22 protein-coding genes are annotated in these 22,076 nt (G+C 53.1%); 18 read left to right on the top strand and 4 right to left on the bottom strand.

The genetic code is table 11. The features are described from left to right. Positions 1-318: 318 nt before the first annotated feature. Positions 319-936 (bottom strand): TetR/AcrR family transcriptional regulator, encoded by a 618-nt coding sequence (locus tag QW71_RS20545; protein WP_039302919.1) that lies wholly within the window; start codon positions 934-936, stop codon positions 319-321. Between the two features lie 157 nt (positions 937-1,093). Between QW71_RS20545 and QW71_RS20550 the strand changes: the two genes are divergently transcribed. The 6 genes from QW71_RS20550 (at position 1,094) to QW71_RS20575 (ending at position 8,193) form a co-directional block, all read left to right on the top strand. Next, positions 1,094-2,530: an MFS transporter gene (locus QW71_RS20550; RefSeq protein WP_039302922.1), complete on the top strand. Its 1,437-nt coding sequence runs from the start codon at positions 1,094-1,096 to the stop codon at positions 2,528-2,530. Between the two features lie 238 nt (positions 2,531-2,768). Continuing rightward, positions 2,769-3,869, top strand: coding sequence for an agmatine deiminase (gene aguA / locus QW71_RS20555; protein WP_039302925.1), 1,101 nt, complete (start codon positions 2,769-2,771; stop codon positions 3,867-3,869). A gap of 253 nt (positions 3,870-4,122) precedes the next feature. Continuing rightward, the gene (locus tag QW71_RS20560; RefSeq protein WP_039302929.1) at positions 4,123-4,512 is read left to right on the top strand and encodes a GntR family transcriptional regulator; all 390 of its coding nucleotides are present in this window, start codon (positions 4,123-4,125) and stop codon (positions 4,510-4,512) included. Continuing rightward, positions 4,505-5,407, top strand: a complete 903-nt coding sequence (locus QW71_RS20565) for an ABC transporter ATP-binding protein (RefSeq protein WP_039302932.1) — start codon at positions 4,505-4,507, stop codon at positions 5,405-5,407. The genes QW71_RS20560 and QW71_RS20565 overlap by 8 nt, the downstream gene beginning before the upstream one ends. Continuing rightward, on the top strand, positions 5,382-7,391 hold the full coding sequence (locus tag QW71_RS20570) for a DUF6449 domain-containing protein (protein ID WP_052770109.1): 2,010 nt from the start codon (positions 5,382-5,384) through the stop codon (positions 7,389-7,391). The genes QW71_RS20565 and QW71_RS20570 overlap by 26 nt, the downstream gene beginning before the upstream one ends. A 280-nt stretch (positions 7,392-7,671) precedes the next feature. Next, complete coding sequence (locus QW71_RS20575) at positions 7,672-8,193, top strand: mismatch-specific DNA-glycosylase (protein ID WP_152679816.1); 522 nt, start codon at positions 7,672-7,674, stop codon at positions 8,191-8,193. Between the two features lie 557 nt (positions 8,194-8,750). Here the strand turns inward: QW71_RS20575 and QW71_RS20585 are convergent. Next, entirely contained in the window at positions 8,751-9,710 is a 960-nt protein-coding gene (locus QW71_RS20585) for an MraY family glycosyltransferase (protein WP_200905949.1), read from the bottom strand. A gap of 200 nt (positions 9,711-9,910) precedes the next feature. Between QW71_RS20585 and QW71_RS20590 the strand changes: the two genes are divergently transcribed. Both QW71_RS20590 and QW71_RS38135 read left to right on the top strand, forming a co-directional pair. Beyond that, complete coding sequence (locus QW71_RS20590; RefSeq protein WP_039302939.1) at positions 9,911-10,594, top strand: YjjG family noncanonical pyrimidine nucleotidase; 684 nt, start codon at positions 9,911-9,913, stop codon at positions 10,592-10,594. A gap of 147 nt (positions 10,595-10,741) precedes the next feature. Then, positions 10,742-11,413 carry a stalk domain-containing protein gene (locus QW71_RS38135; protein ID WP_052770110.1) on the top strand — a complete coding sequence of 224 codons (672 nt, stop codon included), beginning with the start codon at positions 10,742-10,744 and terminating at the stop codon, positions 11,411-11,413. A gap of 198 nt (positions 11,414-11,611) precedes the next feature. On the opposite strand, the gene QW71_RS20600 is transcribed toward QW71_RS38135, so the two are convergent. Then, the gene (locus QW71_RS20600) at positions 11,612-12,595 is read right to left on the bottom strand and encodes a ring-cleaving dioxygenase (RefSeq protein ID WP_039302941.1); all 984 of its coding nucleotides are present in this window, start codon (positions 12,593-12,595) and stop codon (positions 11,612-11,614) included. Between the two features lie 192 nt (positions 12,596-12,787). Here QW71_RS20600 and QW71_RS20605 point away from each other — a divergent pair, with 192 nt between their 5' ends. From QW71_RS20605 to QW71_RS20645, 9 genes are all read left to right on the top strand, one after another. After that, positions 12,788-13,627, top strand: a complete 840-nt coding sequence (locus QW71_RS20605) for an AAC(3) family N-acetyltransferase (protein WP_039302943.1) — start codon at positions 12,788-12,790, stop codon at positions 13,625-13,627. 88 nt (positions 13,628-13,715) lie between these two features. Next, complete coding sequence (locus QW71_RS20610) at positions 13,716-14,648, top strand: manganese-dependent inorganic pyrophosphatase (RefSeq protein WP_039302945.1); 933 nt, start codon at positions 13,716-13,718, stop codon at positions 14,646-14,648. Between the two features lie 168 nt (positions 14,649-14,816). Further along, positions 14,817-15,392, top strand: coding sequence for a hypothetical protein (locus QW71_RS20615; protein ID WP_152679817.1), 576 nt, complete (start codon positions 14,817-14,819; stop codon positions 15,390-15,392). A gap of 30 nt (positions 15,393-15,422) precedes the next feature. After that, complete coding sequence (locus QW71_RS20620; protein ID WP_039302949.1) at positions 15,423-15,860, top strand: Rrf2 family transcriptional regulator; 438 nt, start codon at positions 15,423-15,425, stop codon at positions 15,858-15,860. Positions 15,861-15,974: 114 nt separating this feature from the next. Continuing rightward, a complete protein-coding gene (locus tag QW71_RS20625; RefSeq protein ID WP_039302952.1) occupies positions 15,975-16,622 on the top strand; it encodes a nitroreductase family protein in 648 nt (215 codons plus the stop codon). Between the two features lie 180 nt (positions 16,623-16,802). Further along, on the top strand, positions 16,803-17,504 hold the full coding sequence (locus QW71_RS20630) for a pirin-like bicupin family protein (protein ID WP_039302954.1): 702 nt from the start codon (positions 16,803-16,805) through the stop codon (positions 17,502-17,504). A 37-nt stretch (positions 17,505-17,541) separates the two neighbouring features. After that, the gene (locus QW71_RS20635) at positions 17,542-17,871 is read left to right on the top strand and encodes a hypothetical protein (RefSeq protein ID WP_039302957.1); all 330 of its coding nucleotides are present in this window, start codon (positions 17,542-17,544) and stop codon (positions 17,869-17,871) included. A 182-nt stretch (positions 17,872-18,053) separates the two neighbouring features. Then, complete coding sequence (locus QW71_RS20640; protein WP_039302958.1) at positions 18,054-19,148, top strand: Glu/Leu/Phe/Val dehydrogenase; 1,095 nt, start codon at positions 18,054-18,056, stop codon at positions 19,146-19,148. 337 nt (positions 19,149-19,485) lie between these two features. After that, positions 19,486-19,827, top strand: coding sequence for a DUF898 family protein (locus QW71_RS20645; protein ID WP_039302961.1), 342 nt, complete (start codon positions 19,486-19,488; stop codon positions 19,825-19,827). Positions 19,828-19,960: 133 nt separating this feature from the next. On the opposite strand, the gene QW71_RS20650 is transcribed toward QW71_RS20645, so the two are convergent. Beyond that, complete coding sequence (locus tag QW71_RS20650; RefSeq protein WP_039302963.1) at positions 19,961-20,683, bottom strand: peptidylprolyl isomerase; 723 nt, start codon at positions 20,681-20,683, stop codon at positions 19,961-19,963. Between the two features lie 173 nt (positions 20,684-20,856). On the opposite strand from QW71_RS20650, the gene QW71_RS20655 reads away from it, so the two are divergent. Continuing rightward, on the top strand, positions 20,857-22,074 hold the full coding sequence (locus QW71_RS20655) for an MFS transporter (protein WP_039303039.1): 1,218 nt from the start codon (positions 20,857-20,859) through the stop codon (positions 22,072-22,074). Positions 22,075-22,076: the final 2 nt, after the last annotated feature.

The raw sequence follows: 22,076 nt of genomic DNA on the forward strand, positions 1-22,076 counted from the left end.
GCCAGACCGCCAGACCGCAACTGCGAAAATCCTGCACGAAATACAACAATCGGTGGCGCAGAAGCGTCGATCTGGTGGGAATCTTGCACGAAATACAACAATCGGTACCGCTGAAGCGTCAATCTGCTGGAAATCTTGTACAAAATACAACAATCGGTACCGCTGAAGCGTCAATCTGGTGGAAATCCTGCAGAAAGTACAACAATTCTGGATATGGCCCGCCGAATCGCCGGAAATCCTGCAGAAAGTGCAACAATGCAGGTTCGCGCCGGCTGAATCAGCGGGCAAGGATGTATTAGCACTAGAGTAACGATGGCTCTATTTGTACAGATAATGGACAAGCATATTGACCAGCTCGGATTTCAACCGGTCCACGGTGATCCGCTGCGGGGAGAAGGAGATGACATCGACGATAGCGCTCACCGCTTCGAACACAATCACGGAAGCTGCCTCAACGTCCTCAGTCTTCAATTCATCCTGACCCATCTGCAAATACTTAAGGGTTCTGAGCCGGCCGGTTTCATACTGGGCATCCATCAGCTGCTTGATGACCTCATCACTGTGGTACATGATGCTCAGATCTTTATGATATCCGATAAACGCCTTATGCGAGAGCAGAAGGGTGTCTATCAGATGCAGAATCAGCTCGGAGCGGCCGATCGTTTCGAAATTAATCTCTGACATTGAAGCATCAATCCTGGCCAGAAGGTCATCGCCGTACATATGGAGAACATCGATGAATACGGCTCTTTTATCAATAAAATAGGAATAGAAGCTGCCTGTGGATACCCCGGCCGCCGCTGCGATTTCCTTGGTATTGGTCTGATGAAAGCCCTTGTCCGAGAATAGCTTCATTGCTGCCTTGATAATGGCTTCCTTGGTTCTGATACTGCGCTCCTGCTGCGGAGTTCTAACCTTGTCCTCGATTTCGCCCATGTCGTAAGGTCCCCCTTATAGTTCAAATTGTAGAGGAGCAGTTTTGAGCTGTCAATAAAAGTTGAACTATAGTTCATTTTTTGTAATTGACAAATGTGAACTTTGGTTCATATAATGCGAATATGAACTTTATTTCATATTTTGAAGGGTGATGGAGATGGGCATTAGAACACGCAGAGCGTTATCTTTTACGGCAATAGTCCTGGGCTTTTTCATGGCGCTGCTGGATACGACGATTATTAATATTGCCCTGCCGGAGATGACACGTCATTTCGGCAGAAGTGTATCACAAGTCTCTTGGGTGATGAACGGCTATAACCTGGCATTCGCCGTGTTTATACTCACCGCCTCCCGCCTGGCCGATCAGTTCGGGCGGAAGAAGGTGTTCCTCATCGGAGTGGCGCTGTTTACGCTGAGCTCCCTGCTGGCGGGTTTCTCTACTTCGCTCGGCATGCTCATTGTTCTTAGAGTCATTCAGGGATTGGCCGGTGCGGTGATTGTGCCGGTCACGATTCCGCTGACCACAACAACCTTTCCCAAAGAAATGCACGGCCTGATTATCGGCATCTGGGGTGCGGTCTCCGGGGTGGCGGCTGCAAGCGGTCCGGCGCTTGGCGGGATTCTGACACAAAAGCTGAGCTGGGAATGGATCTTTTTTGTGAATGTGCCGCTTGGGCTGCTGAGTATTGTGCTGACGGCCATATTCATTAAGGAATCACGGGATAACACGGCAGGCCGGTCTATAGATTACGGCGGGGTCCTGGGGATCACTGGAGGGATGTTCTTCCTTACATATGCTCTGATCAAAGTGCGGGATTACGGCTGGAGCTCACGAATTTTCCTTGCGCTGCTGGCTGCGGGAATATTGTTTGTGGTGTTCTTTTTTATTATGCAGTACAAGGGGGAGGAGCCGATGCTGCCCTTGTCATTGCTAAGGATCAGAGCGTTCAACAGCACATCGGTTTCTATGATCATTCTGGGTGCGGCGCTGATGAATGTTTCGCTGCTGACCTCCTTTTATCTGACCCGGGTGATGGGGGTATCCGAACTGAAGGCGGGTCTTGTCCTCTCCATGATGGCAGTCGGCTCCATCGCCAGCTCAGCCATTTCCGGACCGCTGTCTGCAAAATATGGCAGCAGCCGGTTTGCCGCAGCAGGCATGGTGTTGATAGGCGGCGCCACCTATTCCATGAGCGGGCTGCAGGCCGACTCTACACTGGGCGCGGTGATGCTCCGGCTCGCGCTGGCCGGCCTCGGCGTGGGGCTCTCGATGGCGCCTGTGATGTCTTCGGCGATCCGGGTCGTTCCTGAAGATAAGGTGGGTATTGCTTCAGGGGTAACCAATATGGCGAAGTCACTCGGGAGTGTAATCGGTGTGGCAATTATCGTCACCGTGCTGCAGCATAATACAGCTGGGCAGCTGAGAGCAGTGAACTCCGCTAACATACGGGTGATACCTGGAGCGGATGTGCAGCAGCAGGCTGCGGCAGATGCCTTCAGCCAGACCTATAAGTTCGCAAGTTACCTGATCCTGCCGGGAATCGTCGCAGCTTTATTCAGTGATGAACGCAGACAGCGGCGGGGCAGCTTTTGATAATTAGCGGTTCATAGCTCTACAGCTGTTTGCCTGTGCCCGGCGGAATCCCCGAAATAACATCTTTCTTATAACAACGAAAACTAATTGTTTGTGAAACTGGACATTGATTATTTTGTTCACCGGAGTCCCGAAACGTAGCAATACGCCCCGGCCGCGCATAAATTGAATAAGGACGAGATGCCGGGCAGTGTTCTCTGTGGTCCCCCATCCTGTTCAAGTACCGGGAGGGATGCTTATGCCACGCAGAATTGCCAGTACGCCCAGACAGGACGGCTACCGTATGCCCGGAGAATTCGAGCCGCACCAGGGGACATGGATGCTCTGGCCGACCCGGACGGACACTTGGAGACTGGGGGCGAAGCCGGCGCAGGCTGCTTTTGCCAGAGTGGCGGCAGCGATTGCGGAGTTTGAACCTGTAACGATAGGCACCATCAGTGCCCAATATGAGCATGTCCGGGCACTTGTGCCACCGCAGGTACGTGTGGTGGAGATCTCCTCGAACGATGCGTGGATGCGGGATATCGGCCCGACCTTTGTAGTGAATGGCAGCGGCGGGGTGCGGGGAATTGACTGGGGGTTCAATGCCTGGGGCGGACTGGACGGAGGGCTGTATTTTCCCTGGGACCAGGATCTGCTGGTGAAGCGGAAGGTGCTGGAGATCGAGAAGCTGGACTATTATGACCTGCGGCATTTCATCCTTGAGGGCGGGGCTGTTCATGTGGATGGAGAAGGTACGCTGATAACTACTGAGCAGTGTCTGCTGCATAGGAACCGCAACCCTCATCTGACCAAAAGGCAGATCGGGGGTTATTTGCGCGACACGCTGAACGTAGACAAGATTATCTGGCTGCCCAGAGGGATGAGCGATGATGAGACGGACGGGCATATTGATGAGGTGGCTGCTTTTGTGAAGCCGGGCGTAGTGGTGATGAGCTGGACGGACGACCGGGAAGACCCGCAATATGAGGTGCTGCACGAAGCCTATTCACGGCTCATCCGGCAGAGGGATGCCCGCGGGCGCAAGCTGGAGGTTCACCGGCTGCACATCCCGGAGCAGCTGGTCATTACAGATGAAGAGGCGGGATGGATCGACCCGGCCAGCGGCAGCTACAGCCGTGCCCCCGGCACAACATTCGCAGCAACTTATGTGAATTTCTATATCTGCAATGGCGGAGTGGTAATGCCGGCATTCGGGGACAGGCGGGACGCGGAGGCGCTGGAGACACTCCAGCGGATATTCGCAGACCGCAAGGTGGTCCAGGTCAATACCCGCGAGATCGCCTTGGGCGGCGGGAATATTCACTGTATTACCCAGCAGCAGCCCCGGGGCTGCTAGCTTTGCAGCTGCACCTGCACCGGGCTCGAAACGGGCCGGCATATCGTCTAACCCGGGTCCTCTTGTGGCCCGGGTTCTTTTTGTACATGGAGTGAAATGGCTTACCCGGCCAACTCGCTGAAAAAGCGCTGGTTGAGGTTCTATCTATGTTTGTATGTTAATGATTGACATATAACCGCAACTGTATTAATAATAGTAGTACAGTTAATACACCTTGACACCCTGTGAAACATCATATGAAAGGAGGACTGTCATGTTCGAACTCGATGTACGCAGCCGCAAGCCGATCTATGAACAGCTGACCGGTAAGGTCAAAGAGATGATTATGCATGGTATTCTGCAGGCGGATGAACAGCTGCCTTCGGTGAGGGCTTTATCCTCGCAGCTCACGGTGAACCCCAATACGATACAGAAAGCCTACAGGGAGCTGGAGCGGGAGGGCTACATCTATTCCCTGCAGGGCAAAGGCAATTTCGTGGCCCACCAGCAGCAGGGACGCAATGAGAGCAAACGGGCAGAGCTGAAGGAAGAGCTGCTGCGGCTGATGGCGGAGGCAGTCTACCTTGGATTCACCGAAAGCGAGATGAGTGCGCTGTACCGCCAGGCGCTGGATAAGAGAAGAGAGGAGAACAGCCATGATTGAGATACGCGGAGTGAGCAAGATTTTCCAGGAGGAAAAGGCTGTTGACAACATTTCGCTGACTGTACATAAAGGGACCATATACGGCTTGCTGGGCTCCAATGGGGCCGGCAAAACAACGCTGCTGAAGACGCTCGCCGGCATCTATCGTCCTGAAACAGGGAGTGTCAAGATAGACGGCCAGCCGGTGTTTGAAGCTCCTGAGATGAAGCGCAGACTGATCTTCATGCCGGACAGTCCTTATTTCTTCCCGCAGGCAACTATCAGAAGTATGGCGGCATTCTACCGTTCCATCTATCCGGAATGGAGCCAGAAGAGGTACGAGGAGCTCGGGACGGCGTTCCGGCTGGATACCCGGCGCAAGCTCAGCCGTTTCTCCAAAGGAATGCAGCGCCAAGCCGCCTTCTGGCTGGCCCTCAGCTGCAAGCCGGATGTGCTGATTATGGACGAGCCGATCGACGGGCTGGACCCGGTCATGCGCAGGCAGATCAAGAATCTGTTGTTCCAGGAGGTGGCCGAGCGGGAGCTGACCGTGCTGATCTCCTCGCATAACCTGCGGGAAATCGAAGATCTATGCGACCATGTCGGTATTATGCACGAAGGCCGGATGCTGGTCGAGAAGGATCTGGATGATCTGAAGGCAGACACGCATAAGATCCAGGTGGCTTTCCGCGATGAACGCCATGCGGCGGCGCTGGAGGCCAAGCTGCAGATTCTCCACCAGGAGCAGCGGGGAAGTGTCAGCCTGTATATTGTAAAAGGCGACCGGGAGCGGATCGCCCAGGCTTTTCATGTCTACGAGCCGTATGTGTTCGATCTGCTGCCGCTGACGCTGGAGGAAATCTTTATTTATGAAATGGGGGATGCCGGTTATGACGCGCAGCCGATACTTCTTTAACTGCAGCATTATCCGCCAGAACCTGCGCCAACACGGCTGGATTGGAATTCTATATACACTGGTCCTCTTGTTTGTGTTGCCGCTGGAGATGTTCATGGAGAGCGATCCGCTTGCGGAGCCAAATACAGTAGACAATCTGTTCAATATTGGTGGTGCCGATATCGCGCCGTTCCTTATCGTATTTCCGGTTGTAGCCGGACTGTTCCTGTTCCGTTATCTGCAATCCAAAATGTCTTCCGATCTGTGGCACAGCCTTCCGCTGCGGCGTTCGCATCTGCTGGCTTCCCATACGCTGAGCGGTTTGCTCCTGCTGCTTCTGCCTGTCTGGCTTACGGCTGCTGTTACAGCTATCGTCCGCCCGCTGGACGGCAATATGTATATCTATCATGGAGCTGATGTCTGGGAGTGGTGTCTGGTTATCAGTGTGTTGACGCTGTTTCTGTTTGTATTCACTATCTTTGTCGGCATTTGCACAGGACAGACCATTCTGCAGGGAATAGTGGTCTTCATTCTGTTAATTCTTCCGGCAGCGTTGCTGCAATTTATCGACATGCACTTGAACAGATATTTGTACGGGTATCCGGAAGGGCCAAGCTTGTGGGGAGCTCAGACTAACTGGGCGCCGTTACTGCGCATTATGGAACTGTCCTATGAGCCTCTTGGCCATAGAGACATATGGATCTATATCCTCTTGTCCGCTGTATTCCTGGTGCTGTCATTCCTGCTGTACCGTAAGCGCCACAGTGAAAAATCCGGGCAGGCGATGGCCTTCACCTACTTCAATCCGCTGTTCAAAGGCGGTGTAATGCTCTGCAGCATGCTGCTGGCGAGCAGCTACTTCGGCAGCATCAAGCAGCAGCCCGGCTGGATCATCGGCAGCGCCATTGCCGGAGGGCTGGTTGGTTACATTGTAGTAGAGATGATTCTCCGTAAAACCTGGCATATTATGACCCGCAAGCTGCCGCTTGAATTCGTGGTGTACAGCGTGCTGCTGGGTCTGCTGCTCTACATTCCCGTGTCGGGGTTAACCGGGTATGAGGACAGGGTGCCACAGGTTGATAAAGTGACTGCGGTATATGCCGGGGGGAATTACGTGTTCTTAACCCAGAATCCACCACAAGGGGTTAACGGCAATAAGGAACCGGAGGAAGAGATTCTATCCACGGATCCGCGGTACATCGAAGCTGTCACTGAGCTGCATCATGCGATTGTTACTTTGAAGCCGGATCCCCGGAATACCCCGAGTTATGATTATACGGGTAACCGGCAGTTCACCCTGGTATACAAGCTGGAGAGCGGGCGGAAGCTGATGCGGACCTACAATGTTCCGGCTAAGGGTTTCGAGCCGGAACTGAAAGCCATAATGGAGAATGCAGACTTTAAGCGCGTGAAATATGTTCTGTCCATGCTGGACCGGAATGTAGACAGCTTCAGACTGAGTAATCTGGATAAGGCGGTCAGTATTTCTGACCGGCAGGAGGTTCAGGAGCTTAAGGAGATTCTGAAGCGGGAAGTGTTGAAAATGTCCTATGAAGATCAGGTTTCCGGTCAGCTTGAGCGGGCATCCGTTCAGTTAGTCAATAAACCGGATTCGACAGGTTATCAGCGCTATTATTCTTATCCGTGGTATCCTTCCTACCATGAATTGGGGGCCTGGCTGGAACAGAAGGGCTATGCTAATAAAGTTAAAGCAACAGCAAAGGACGTATTGTCGGCTGTAATTTTCAAGGATTACAACAAGGATGGAATGGCTTCAGCACTTCGTGGCAGTATTGAACGGCGTTTGAATCTGGCCCGCAACGAGGAACGTACAGTCACAGTTACAGACAAGACACTAATTGATGATATTCTGGAGCACCGTCAGAATGTCACCGGACAAGATGGCAGGTACGTGGTGAAGATAGAGTACAAAATTGGAATGACTAGTTACATCTCAATAGACGAACAAGACGTAACACCAGCGCTAAAGGCACTTCTTCCATAGTCTTCTTGTCTATTGAATTAAACCAATGTCAGATTAATGCCCCCGTATCCGGTGATGTTTCTCGGGCGGGGGCATTTTTCTACCGCATCTATGGGGGAAAGAGAGGATGAGGCTGCTGCATTCAGGATGGATACTCTTGATTCCGCCTGGAGTGGGCCGGGAGAGGGAATGAGGTGCGGATAATGAGGCGCTTGCGTGTCTTAAGCCTCTGCTTGGGTTATGCTTATATAAAGTAAGCATAATGACTCACATGGAGCTGCCGTGTAAGGAGGGAACTTTAATGGAAGAGGTACTGGATCATCTGGATCATGGACTGCAGATCGTCTTCATAGGATTTAACCCCAGCATCCGTTCCGGAGAACTGGGTCACCACTATGCCAATCCGCGCAATAATTTCTGGCGCATCCTGCATAAGTCCGGTCTGACGCCGCGGCTGTATGATGCCTCGGAGGACGGCGAATTGCTGAAGCTGGGCTACGGGTTCACTAACATTGTCGCCCGCCCCACGGTAGGCGCTGAAGATATCACCCGGGAGGAATACACGCAGGGCCGGGAGCTGCTCCGGGCCAAGCTGGAGCAATACCGTCCGGAGATCGCCTGCTTTGTCGGCAAAGGCGTGTACACGGAATTCAGCCGCAGAACCAAAGCCGGCTGGGGATTTCAGGAGGGTGTGACTCCGGTGGTGGATGGAGTGCGGGAGTTTGTCGCGCCTTCGTCCAGCGGGCTCGTCCGTATGCCAATGCCGGAGATCGTGGATATTTACCGGCGTCTGCATGATTTTACGGAAGAGAAGGAGACTTGAGGCTCGGGGCTGTCCCGTCACAAGCACTGTTGTAGTTTGCGGACGCTGCTATTGGTGCGAATGCTGCTAATAGTGAATGGTGCGAATGCTTACGAATGCTTACGAATGCTTACGAATGCTACGAATGCTACGAACGCTGCTAATGTGATGCGCTATAAGGCAGTATTCTAGCTCCAATTCTAGCTCCAATGTTACTGGCAGTTCCAACTTGACCGGCAGTTGCTCTCTGCTTGCGGACAACAGATTCGTTATTTCGCTCGAAACAGGCCGCGTAGCACGCTTGCGGACACAGGAGACCTTATGTTTGGGAAACCCGGCTGAAATAGACTATACACAAGCTGATAAGCGCAGCTGTGTCCGTAACGAACAGAAAAGGGGTCATTTGCAGAGAATAAGGGCTCTTGAGTCCGCATGGATTACAGTTGGTCTGGAGCTTCAGCTTAGTGTGGGACTTCGGGTGGGTCTGAGTTTCAATCAAACGTAGTGTTTCAGCTGGCAGTGAACTGCACATAAAACAAAAGCCCCCTCAGCTCAAAGGCTTAAGGGGGCTTAACTAGTTAGATCTGAATCAGCAGCAGAATGATTGATGATAACGACAGGCAGACGCTGACCAGATACAGCACAGCGACGACCTGCTTTTGGTTCAGGCCGGCTTTGAGCAGGCGGTAATGAACCTGGGTGGCGTCGGCCTGATAGATGGCCTGCCCCTTGAGGAACCTTTTGACGACAACAAAAATATTATCGAAGATCGGCACGCCGAGCGCAAGAATCGGGATGCACAGCGACAGCACCGTTGCCTGCTTGAAGGCACCGTCGAGCGCAATCACGGCCAGAATGAAGCCGAGGAAGGTGGCGCCGGCGTCACCCATGAAGATTTTGGCGGGAGCCTTGTTGAAGCGCAGATACGCCACGGTAACACCGATCAGCGACATCGCCATGATGGCCGACGAGGATTGTCCCATGGTAATGGCGACTACGAACAGGGTTACTGCCGATATCGCCGTCAGTCCTCCGGCCAGACCATCCATGCCGTCAGAGAAATTAATCACCGTGGTGACGCCGAAGATCCAGATAATCGTCAGCAGGAACTGCAGAATGAACGGCAGTGAGATATAATCTCCTGAGAAGGGATTGATGAATCCCGTGAAGGCATTGCCTGAGAAAAAGACGAGAATCGCTGCGGCGATCTGAACAATGAATTTCGGAAGCGCCGGGAAGTCCTTGCCTTTGGTTTTGTACCAGTCATCAATGGTTCCTATAGTCAGCAGCAGCACGCCGCCGATGAACAGGGCCAGCGTCTCCAGTGAGAAGTCCCGGGCAAACAGCAGATATGTAATAAAGAAGCCTACGAATATGGCATAGCTGGCCGTGAGCGGAATCGGCTCCCTATGTATTTTGCGTTCTACATCTTCCCTGGGCCTGTCCACAAAATCAAGCCGGAAAGCGAGCTTACCAAGAGGGGGAATCAGCAGATAAACGATAAAAAATGACACGAGAAACGCTAAAACGTATAAAATGACAATCACCCCGTTGATTTATTTAAAATATAAGAACATATAGGTTTCACACGATAACTTATCCTTCTATTTCTCGCTGAAACGCTACCATCCTTAAAAAAAGGACGGCAAAGCCGTTTCTGCTTGGGCTGGTCTGTCCTAAATTATATCGCAGAAGGTTATACGTTGTCGAACCGGCAAACGAGATGGAGGGAATTATTTTGAAATACGAGTGTATTTTATTTGATGCTGATGATACGCTGTTTGATTACGGTATGGCGGAGAGCCATGCCTTGTACCACGCCTTTGCCCATTTTGGCCTGCCGACAGGGGCAGAGGACTATGCGGCCAGCTACAAAGCAATTAACCATTCGCTGTGGAAGGATTTCGAGCAGGGGCGGATTACCTCGGCCGCGCTGCGGGTGGAGCGGTTCAACCGGCTGTTTGCCGCACATCACCTTGAGCTTAAGCCGGATGAATTCAGCGAAGCTTATCTGCGGTTCCTCGGTGAAGGCACGTTCCTGATTCAAGGTGCGATAGAGCTATGCGGAGAGCTTGCCGGATGCAGGCTGGCCATTATTACCAACGGAATCAAGGATGTACAGCAATCCAGAATCAAGGGTTCGCCGCTGAGCGAGGTGTTCGAGGCGATTATTATCTCTGAGGAGACCGGGTATCAGAAGCCGGAGACGGGGATCTTTGACTATGCCTTTGAGCGGCTTAAGATTACCGATAAAAGTAAGGTGCTGATTGTTGGTGACTCCCTGACCTCGGATATCCAGGGCGGGATCAATTATGGCATCGATACCTGCTGGTTCAATCCGCTGGAGAAGCCGGGAGATCCGGATGTGCTGCCTACCTATGAAATCCGCAGTTTACATGAGCTGCTGGAGATTGTGCGCTAGGGCCAAGTTTGTGGCAGGCGGGTGAAGTGGAGCGCCAATCTCTCTTGAACTTGGCTTCCGGGAGGTTGAAAGATCATCCCCTGTGTTAAATATATAAGGACGCTATATTCATCCTATATTGATAACAACACACGGGAGAGGATTACTATGAACAAAAAATGGCTGATTGCCGCCGTTGTCACCGGACTTACGGTAACCGGCTCGGCAGGAGTCTACGCAGGCGCCAAGCTGCAGCAGATCAAAGCCTATCTCAACCACAGTCTCGGGATTGTGGTGGATGGCACTCCTTACTGGCTGAAGGACGGCAACGGCAAAACTCTAACGCCAATCACCTACGAAGGCACCACTTACCTGCCCATCCGTTCGATCGCGGATGCGCTGGATGTGCCGATAACTTATGATGCCGCGAATTATAAAGTGCGGATCGGTACCGGCAGCGAGGTCACTCCTTCACCGGGAACCTCTGCCGGCGGCGGGACTACAGCTCCGGTAGAGAGTACTGCCCGGCCGGTTAATCTGCCGAAGGATTTCCCGATTCCAGCCGATGCCCTGATTGCGACTACCCTTGATACGGATGCAAACGGTGTGAAAAAGGTAGCCTTCAGCTACTCCACAGAGGAAACGCTGGACATGATGGGATTCGTATACAGTGAATATGTGCGGATTAAGCGGCTCGATAATGCCTCTGAGACTGTAACCGCCAGCACGGTCAAAATTACTGGCAGACTCGGCGGTACGAGTCCGGTATCGATCACTGGTAAAGCTTCGACTGCCCGGCCGGGCTTCAATATCTTCACCGTTACCTGGTCAGAGAGCTGACGGAGTAAGTATGCCGTCACACAGCCGTATACAGACCAAAAACTCCGGACCGCTTGTCGGCCCGGAGTTTTTGCTGGGATGCTGCATATTCAGGCGGTGCCTGGTACACGGACTTCTGCACGCGGAGACCCTGATTGTCTGCTGTCCGTGGGTCCTCTAAGCAGGATAGATGCTGAGTCCACAAGCCGGGCAGGCGCCTTAAGCCTGCTGCCGGGTATCCAGCGGCTTCAAATGGGCTTCGATCTGTTCGCGTTTCGACTCCAGGAACGGCGGCAGGGCCAAGGCTTCGCCCAGATGCTCCACCTCTTCATCGGTGGCGAAGCCCGGACCATCCGTAGCCAGCTCGAACAGGATTCCGTTAGGCTCGCGGAAATACAGTGAGCGGAAGTAGAAGCGGTCGACGAATCCTGAATTGGGCAGCTGTACGGTGCGGATACGTTCGATCCACAGCTTGAGCTCTTCTTCGTTATCCACGCGGAAGGCGACATGATGCACACCGCCCCGTCCGAGGCGCTCCTGCGGCAGATCCTTGCGTTCCTCCAGATGGATCTCGGTGCCGGACCCGCCTTCTCCGGTCTCGAAAACGATGACCTCCGGCTGTCCGGTTACCGGCGAAGGATAAGTGCCTGCGCGGCGGAAGCCGAGCAGATCTTCCAGAATCAGTGCCGTATGTTCGGCTGTCTCCACTGTGAGATGTGCCGGGCCCAGTCCAACAATGGCATATTCCGCCGGAACGGGGCTCTTGTCCCAGGGCTTGCCGCCGGCCATGCCCTGATTATGCTCATCCGAGACGAGGATGAGGCGCTGTCCCTCGTGGTCGGTGAAGGCCAGCGTCTTGCGGCCGCCGCGTTCGGTAATCTCATCGTGCTCTACACCAAACACCGTGAACCGCTGGGTCCAGAAGAGCAGCGCATCATCACTTGGTACACGGAGTGAAAGTGCAGAGATGCTGTTGTTGCCGTCGCGGTTGCGGCCGGCGTTCGGCAGCTCGAAGAAGGTAAGCTCCGTACCCGGATTCCCGGTCTCATCACCATAGAACAGGTGATAGACAGAGACATCATCCTGGTTTACTGTTTTTTTGATCAGGCGGAGTCCGAGCACTTCTGTATAGAATTTGTAGTTTTCCGGTGCTTTGGCTGTAATGGCGGATACATGATGAAGCCCTTTTAATGTTAAACTCATGGGAAGACCTCCTAATAAAGTTTTGCCGCTGCGAAAGCAGCAGCTATAATTTTGTGACCTTAAGCGGATGTATTTGAACGTGCCGGATACTTAATGAGTATTTTTAAGTTACTATAATTTTAATAGTTAATAAGAATAAATGCAAGATGTATTTTGTAATCCTATTTAGTATCCGAGAAAGCGGGGTTAAACATGCATACCCAATCAAGTCTGCTGCGGCAGCTGGAGAACCTGCGAATCGATCCGCGCGGAACGCTGCTGGTCCATTCCTCCTATAAAAGCATAGGTGAAGTAGAAGGTGGGGCAGACACCGTTCTGGATGCGCTCTCCGAATATATGAAGGAAGGGCTGCTTGTCCTGCCGGCGCATACCTGGTCATATATTAACGGGTCGAATCCGAGGTTCTCTGTTCTGGAGTCGCCCGTCTGCGTCGGCATCCTGCCGGAGCTGTTCCGGAAGCGGCCGGGTGTAATCCGCTCCTGGCATCCGACCCACTCTGTAGCTGCGCTTGGAGCGGACGCGGCGGTCTTCACTGCCGGAGACCAGCGCTGGGATACGCCCTGCGCGCGCGGCTCGGTCTACGGCAAGCTGCTGGACCGCAAGGCAGAGATTATGCTGCTGGGTGTGGATCTGCGGAGAAATACCTTCATCCACGGAATTGAAGAGTGGGTGGATATCCCCGGCAGAATGACGGACGGGCATGAACTGCTCTACACTGTGACACCGGAAGGGGAGGAAATCGCTGTTCCTTCACGCAGACATTCCGGGCTGTCCTGGTCGCAGCATTTCTGGAAAGTGGAGCCTGTGCTGGAGGAAGGCGGCGCTCTGCGCCGGGGGAGCTTCGGGGATGCCGGGGTCATTATCTGCGGAACCGTGGAGACCACGGATATCCTGAGCCGCATGCTGGCGGACAATCCGGATTTGTTCTCGGACAATGAACCGCTAAGCGGAGGGGATGTGCCTGAAGCATTACCTAAGACGAAGCCCGGAATTCCGCAGCACCGGCCAGCCCGGGAGAGCCCCCGCCCTTAATCCGGCACCGGGTATCTGTTCATTCTGGCAAGGCTCTATCAATGTATGGTATATTATTCTCACAAAAAACAAAGTAAGGAGATTGGAAATGACAAAAACTTTGATCTTTGGACACAAAAACCCGGATACTGATACCATCTGTTCAGCAATTGCTTATGCAGCACTCAAGAAGGAACTGGGCTGGGATGCCGAGCCGGTCCGGTTGGGAGAAGTCAGTGGAGAAACCCAATATGCGCTTGATCACTTCGGGGTACCGGCACCGCGCCTGGTGGAGAATGTTGCAGCAGAAGCGAAGCAGGTTATTCTCGTTGACCATAACGAACGCCAGCAAAGTGCGAATGATATCGATCAGGTCCGTGTGGTTGAAGTTATCGACCATCACCGGATTGCCAACTTTGAAACTGCACATCCGCTGTACTATCGTGCAGAGCCTGTAGGCTGTACTGCAACAATCCTGAACAAGCTGTACAAAGAGAATGGTGTAGCCATTCCGAAGGACATCGCCGGTCTGATGCTCTCCGCTATCATTTCCGACTCCCTGCTGTTCAAATCGCCGACCTGCACGGATGAGGATGTTGCCGCTGCCCGTGAGCTGGCTGACATTGCTGGTGTAGACGCTGACAGCTATGGCCTTGCCATGCTCAAAGCGGGTGCCGACCTAAGCGACAAGAGTATTGCCCAGCTGATCTCCCTGGATGCCAAGGAATTCAAAATGGGTGAATACAAAGTGGAGATCGCCCAGGTCAATGCCGTAGATGTGAACGATGTGCTCTCCAAGCAGGCAGAGCTGGAAACAGCCCTTACCGCGATTATCGACGACAAGGGACTTGATCTGTTCCTGTTCGTAGTTACCGATATCCTGAACAACGATTCGGTTGGACTGGCTCTGGGCCGCGTGGCCGGTGCCGTGGAGCAGGCTTACAATGTGAAGCTGGACGACAACAAAGCTGTGCTGAAAGGTGTAGTTTCCCGCAAATCACAGATCGTACCGGTGCTGACCGAAACGATTGCCAAGCTGTAACAGGCACGTCAGGAACTCATCCGGAACAGTGAATTATCCATAATTTTACATAAAGCCGGCTGCAGCATTCTTAACAGGATGAAGCAACCGGTTTTATTTTACAATCTAGAGCAACTCCTTCCGGTTTGGCGGGTATAAATTGCATAGGAATATTTGAGGGGGACGGAAATGATGGGGAAGATGCGTAAGCTGGCGGTTTCCACACTTGGGCTGATGATTATCTCAGGAGGGACTTTGCTGTATGCTGCTGCGGGCAAAACGGATCTCTCTGTATACATAAATAACGTGCTTCAAAAGCAGCCGGGGATATCATCGGAAGGCCAGACCTATGTGCCGCTGGACCAGCTTCCTGACAATATGCATGCGATCCTGTCTCTGGACGAGTCGGCGGGGACGGTCCGTATCTATAAGCCCAATGTGAACACGGTGCTGCTTGATGAAAAGGGTACTATTTTCGGAAAAGTAAGAACCGCGTCCAGCAGTACATTCTACACCCTGGTGCAGGTGGATCAGCTGAGAACGGATGTTTCCGATTTGAAAATAACAATTACTGACCCGGCCGGCAAAACGGATACCGTGGACAATCAGCAGATTACGGAGAAGAAGGAGAGCTTCTGGTTCAAGTCGGCGGCGTATAATTACACCTTCACGGAGAAGGGCAGCTATACGATCCAAGTCTATTTGAAAGACACTGCATCCAAGAAATGGTTCATCGTTTCCGAACTGCAGATATCGACCACTTAAGGTCTTCATCATGAAGGAGGAGCGGGGAATATGGCAAAAACACGAAACAGCGGAGCTCCCCAATATAAGTCGTTTGGTCTTGTGCTGCAGGCACTAGTGATTCTCGCGAAAAAAGGAAGTACCTGTTCCAGCTGCGAAATCGCCGAATTGCTGTCGTCCGAAGCCACACTGTTGAGGCGCATTATGGCTAATCTGACCCGTGAGCGGATTCTGGTGACCCGCGAGGGTCGTGACGGAGGGTATTTGCTTAACCGGGCGCCGGAAGATTTGACACTTGCGGAGATCTATCAGGCTATGGAGGCGGGAGAAGGACGCAATCATGCGCATGATGATACGGTGTGTGCGAACGCCTTGGGGACACCAATGAAGGGGGCCTTTTGCGAATTACTGGAAGAGCTGGACCAGAGTGCGCTAAGGGTTCTGGAACGTTATACGCTGGCCGATATGGTGCGCAAAACGGAAGATTGACAGGGTGCTTTTTTTTGAATTATACTGTGCGTAATATTATACAGTTAAACGCTGGCGCTAGAATACAGCGGTTGATGAAGTGCTAATTTGGATCAGGAAGAGGAGGATGAGCGTATGTCAGCAGAACTGAAGGTAGAACAGGAATTCGGCAAGGTGATTCGCGATAGGCATTCTGTGCGGAAATACGATCCATCCTGGACAATATCCGATGCGGAGATTAAGGAGATCCTCGAAGAGGCGATTCTGGCCCCGTCTTCGTCCAATCTGCAGCCTTGGCGGTTCATTGTTATTACCGACCCGGACGTGAAGGCACAGCTCCTGCCGATCGCCCATAACCAGGCACAGATTACCGAAGCCTCTGCAACGATAGCCGTGCTTGGTGATCTGGAGGCTTACCGCAATGCGGAGACCATCTATCAGTACGCAGAAGCAGCGGGCTATGTCACAGCAGAAATAGGTGCAGCTATGGCCAAAAGAAGCTATGACGGCTATTCGGGCATGCCTGCTGAGAAGCTGAAGGAGATTGCTCTGATTGATGGCGGGCTGATCTCCATGCAGCTTATGCTGGCAGCCAAAGCGAGAGGTTATGATACCGTGCCTATGGGCGGATTTGTGCACGACAGCTTCAAGGAGCTGTTCGGGATTACGGGGCGTTATGTGCCAGTGATGCTCATTGCACTGGGCAAGGCAGCAGTAGAAGGACGGCCGACAGCCAGACTTCCGCTGGAAGCAGTTGCGCAATGGAACGCTTTTCAGGCCTAATTCTGAAGGATTAAGCTTCACACTATACTACTGTACCTGCTGTCTTCTGAAGAAACGGATGCCGCCCCAAGGGCTGGTGCCCGTTTCTTCTTGTTTGCGGAGCTTTCTGCTACACTGAAGGTATGCAAGACCCTGAACTTCATTAAGACAGACCATAACAGCCTTTAGGAGGAGATCACAATGATTACAGTATATCCTGCAGAGTCTGCACACCGGTTCGATCACGGCTGGCTGAAGGGCAGTCATGTCTTCTCGTTTGGCGATTTCTATGATCCTGACAATACAGCCTTCGGCCCGATGCGGGTCTGCAACGACGATACCATCTCTCCGGGAAGAGGCTTTGGTGCCCACCCGCACAGTGATATGGAGATCGTCTCCATTGTGCTGTCCGGCGTGCTGCGCCATGAGGATAACCTGGGCAATGTGGCGGAGACTTCTTTTGGCGGCATTCAGCGGATGTCAGCCGGAACGGGAGCCATTCATACGGAGCATAACCCTTCTGACAGCGAGCCGGTGCGGCTGCTGCAGTTGTGGTTCATGCCGCGTACCCGGGGAACGGCTCCTTCCTATGCAACAGGCCGCTTCGATCCGGCGAAGCTGGATGGAAGACTGCTTCCGGTAGTGGCGGCTGAAGCCTCGCCGGAGGTCGTCGGCATTGCCCAGGATATGACCATCTATCTGGGCAGAACGCAGGCAGGCGGATTGCTTGATTTCCGGCAGGAGCCGGGCCGGCGGGTCTTCGTCTATTTAATCGGGGGACAAATTACGCTGAACGGGGACGCTGTGCTGAGGCCGGGAGATTCTGCCCGGATTGAAGGGGTGAGCCATTTGGAGCTGCAGGCAGACGGGGATACGCTTGTCATGCTGATTGATCTGCCTTAAATAAGGCGTAAACCTAAATGTGGAGGAGGAATCCTTGATGGCAGAGCAGGAAAGAGTACTGGTGAAGCATTCCGTAACAGGGCGTATGCTGATCAGCAGTACAGATGGCATAGGCTATACCTTTGATGAGCAGGGCGGGCTAACCGTGATTACCCTAACCGGAGTTCCGGCTGACAAGGGTGCGGCAGTTGCTGAACTCAAGGCTGAGCTGAATGTATTCCGTTTCGAGGAACCGGATGGCGGACCAGTGATTAAGCACTGGTATTATGTAGGTGATCATCCTGTAGTATATGATGCGGCCACGGGCCGTCTGACGATAGCTGTGCAATCCGAGATCGAATACCGGCCGGACCAATACTGGGAATAAAGCTGCAAAGACATCAATCTGACTCTCTAACGCTTCGCGTGAGGTTGATGTCTGTTTCTTGCTGGGTTTTGCTGAAAAAAGCTGAAAATGGGACAAAAGATATTGACAACATGTCCTGAAAGGTCTAGCTTTGTTATGAAACGTAACATGTACATAAAGTGGAGACAGGAGAAATGAATCTAATGGAATTGTTTGCGGCAATGGAGCGGGACGACTACGAGGAAGTGCTGTTTTGTCAGGATAAGGCATCAGGCTTGAAGGCAATCATTGCTATTCATGACACAACACTGGGTCCCGCACTGGGTGGAACGAGAATGTGGACCTATGCTACAGAGGAAGAGGCGGTTGTGGACGCTCTTCGGCTGGCCAAGGGCATGACGTATAAGAATGCGGTTGCCGGGCTGAATCTGGGGGGCGGCAAGACGGTGATTATCGGGGATCCCAAAAAAGATAAAAATGAGGCGATGTTCCGCGCCTTCGGCAGATACATACAGGGCTTGAACGGCCGTTATATTACAGCCGAGGATGTAGGCACTACGGAAGAGGATATGGACATCATCCATCAGGAGACGGATTTCGTCACCGGCATCTCGGCTACCTACGGTTCATCCGGCAACCCTTCACCGGCTACAGCTTTCGGGGTATACCGGGGAATGAAGGCAGCGGCGAAGGCGGCATTCGGCAGTGACTCACTGACCGGCAGAACCGTTGCCGTGCAGGGTGTCGGCAATGTATCCTTCACGCTGTGCAAATATCTTCACGAGGAGGGTGCACGCCTGATCGTCACAGATATTAATAAGCAGGCTGTCAGCCGGGCAGTAGAGGCTTACGGGGCTACAGCGGTGGACCCGGGCGAGATTACTCAGGCGGATTGTGACATCTACGCGCCGTGCGCACTTGGTGCCACCATTAATGATGAATCCCTGCCGCTGCTGAGAGCCAAGGTTGTGGCAGGAGCCGCTAATAATCAGCTTAAAGAACCGCGCCACGGGGATGCCCTGCATGAGATGGGGATTGTCTACGCCCCGGACTATGTCATTAATGCCGGCGGCGTAATCAATATCGCCGACGAGATGAACGGCTATAACAAGGAACGGGCGTTCAAGCAAATCGCCAAAATCTACGACAGCATCACCCGCGTGCTGGAAATCTCCCAACTGAGCGGAATTCCAGCTTATGCTGCAGCGGATCAGCTCGCAGAGGAGCGGATCTCGCTGCTGCGTAACAGCCGCAGTACCTTCCTGCGCAACGGGCAGCATGCCCTTAGCAGAAGATAAGGTGAGCAGCCGGGGCGGGAGCGGTGATCCCGCTGCATAATCCGGGCAGCATTGAATCTGTACATGAACGGCCCTGTTCCGCTAATCGGCGGTGAACAGGGCCCGGGGCGGGAGCGGTGATCCCGCTGCATAATCCGGGCAGCATTGAATCTGTACATGAACGGCCCTGTTCCGCTAATCGGCGGTGAACAGGGCCGTTTCTTTGGATGTGTAGCAGATCATTCGACAATTCGTTTGCTATTTCATGCAGGATAGTGAGAAATGTAGCAGTAGCCGGCTTGGATAATAAGGAAAATAGAACCAGGGAAGATCTTGCAGGATTGAAAGGTGGAGACACATGGCAGCGGTGAATATGAATGCGGCAATGAATTACGGAAGCAGGGAGTCTTACTTTGACGGGACACTTATCGAGTATATTGGCTGGTGCCTGGCAGGCTGGCTGGTTACGGTCTGCACCCTCGGAATTTGCTATCCTTGGTCTGTGGTGATGATCTACCGCTGGAAGGTGGAGCATACCGTAGTTAACGGGCAGCGTCTGCGGTTTGACGGCAGTGCCGTAAGCTTGTTCGGACAATGGATCAAGTGGTTCCTGCTGTCATTAATAACGCTAGGCATCTACAGCTTCTGGGTAAGAATTAAGCTGGAGCAGTGGAGAACGAAGAATACTCATTTCCAATAATCTGCCGCATGATTTAAGAATACTTATTATAGGCCAAGAGCCATCGTCCGTAACCGGAGGATGGCTCTTGCTTTGCTCTACTTGGTACTTCCGCTGCTGTAAGGGCGGCAGCGGAGTACGGGATAAATAGCGGTTATTGCACCTTTTGCGGCTCCGGATAGGTTACGCCAAGAGTATCGACCGTTACCTTCTTCATCACCGGCGGCTGTTCAGGGCGGTCATTAGCATCACGCGGCAGATTGACGATATCCTGCACGGCTTCCAGTCCTTCGGTAACCTTGCCGAAAGCGGCATAGCTGCCGTCAAGGCTCGGATACGCGGCGGCCATAATGAAGAACTGCGAGCCTCCCGAGTTCACATCCTGGCTTCTGGCCATGGATAGAACGCCTTCTGTATGCAGCAGATTATTGGTGAATCCATTGGCGGAGAACTCTCCGGCGATGCTGTAGTCCGGACCGCCCATACCTGTACCGTCCGGGTCGCCGCCCTGAATCATGAAGCCGGGAATGACCCGGTGGAAGATGGTTCCGTCATAGAAGCCCTTCTGGATCAGCGAAATGAAGTTGTTGACCGTGCCCGGGGCAACCTCGGGATACAGCTCAGCCTTAATAATGGCGCCGTTATCCATTTCAATTGTAACCACCGGATGGCTGGCTGTGGCTGAAGGTACGCCTTCCGTAGCTGCAGCAGCATTATCCTGTGGCGCCGTAGTAGCCTCGCTGCCTGCGGTAGTACTGTTTCCATTTCCGGATGCAGCATTATTGTTTACTGGTTTGTTGCCGCAGCCCGCCAGAATCACGAGCATCAGACACATCACCGCCAGCAGGATGACGGGTTTTCTAGTAGTAAGCTTCACGTACAAATCTCTCCTTTTATCTTTGAATAATAGGGTGCAGTCTCCCTTGTATCATACCTTCTTTGTCCCGCTTCATGCAAAGCCTGCCCCTCCGGCCGGGATTGGCACATTCTTCAAAGAGGGGTAGAATGGGAGAAGTGCTTCCAAAAAAACGCAGAAGGGATGTGTGCAGCATGAGTTTTTCATGGAAGCGGAACCTGATCGTGCTCTGGGTAGGGGTTTTCTTTTGCAGTACGGCATATTCGATCTCGATTCCGTTCCTCTCAATTTTTCTTAGCGACCAGTTAGGTGTTACAAGCCATTTGGAGATCTGGTCGGGGGTCAGCTTCGGCATTACGTTTCTGGCCAGCGCGCTAATCTCGCCTTATTGGGGTTCACTTGCCGACAAATACGGCCGCAAGCCGATGCTTATCCGTTCGGGCTTCAGCCTGGCGGCCCTGTATCTGATTAATTTCTTCGTGCATGATCCTTATGTATTCTTGGTCGTGCGGATTCTCCAGGGACTGCTCGCAGGGTTCGTTCCGGCAGCAATTGCTATGGTAGCGACCAACACACCGGAGGATAAGACAGGCTATGCGCTTAGCATCATGTCTACAGCCGGAGCCACCGGCAGCATCATCGGGCCGCTCATCGGCGGCGTAGTCAGCTATTATTCCAGCAACCGCATTGCGTTCCTGTTCTCGGCTGTTATTGTGCTGGTCTCCGCGCTGATCGCTACCTTCTTCGCCAAGGAAGAGAACTTCGACCGTTCTGCCCCGCGTTCCAGGGTAAGGGATGATATCCGGGAAGCCGGCCAGAACCGGGCATTTATCACCCTGCTTCTGCTTGCGGGCATCAGTACCTTCTCCGTCATGATTCTGGAGCCGCTGCTGCCGATCTATCTGCTGGACATGGGGATTTCGCGCAGCAGCGCCTCGCTTAGCTCCGGAATCGTTTTCTCAGCAGTCGGCATCGCTACCGTAATTATGGCACCGCAGTGGGGAAGAATCGGCAGCCGCAAAGGCTATGGCTTTATTCTCTTCATCGGCCTGATTGGCGGAGGCATCGGGAATATTCTGCAGTATTTTGTATCAGGTTATGTAGAGTTTGCTATTCTGCGGTTTGCCTACGGCCTGTTCTATGCGGGTGTGCTCCCGTCAGTCAATGCGATGATTGTCCAGGTCATCGAACCGGGCTTCCGCGGACGGGCCTTCGGCCTGAATCAGGCGGCCAGCCAGCTGGCAACGATGGCGGGCCCGATTATCGGCGGTCTGCTCGGAGCCTTCCTGCCGATCCGCTGGGTATTTGTCATTAACGGCGTCATGCTGCTTGTAGCGGCTGTGCTCGTGAAGACCCACAAGCTGGAATCGAAGGTGAATGCTGCCCACGCGGGAATCCAGGTGACACCCTGAGA

Origin of the sequence: Paenibacillus sp. IHB B 3415 (genome assembly GCF_000802655.2) — a bacterium.
Classification (GTDB): domain Bacteria; phylum Bacillota; class Bacilli; order Paenibacillales; family Paenibacillaceae; genus Paenibacillus_AQ; species Paenibacillus_AQ phytohabitans.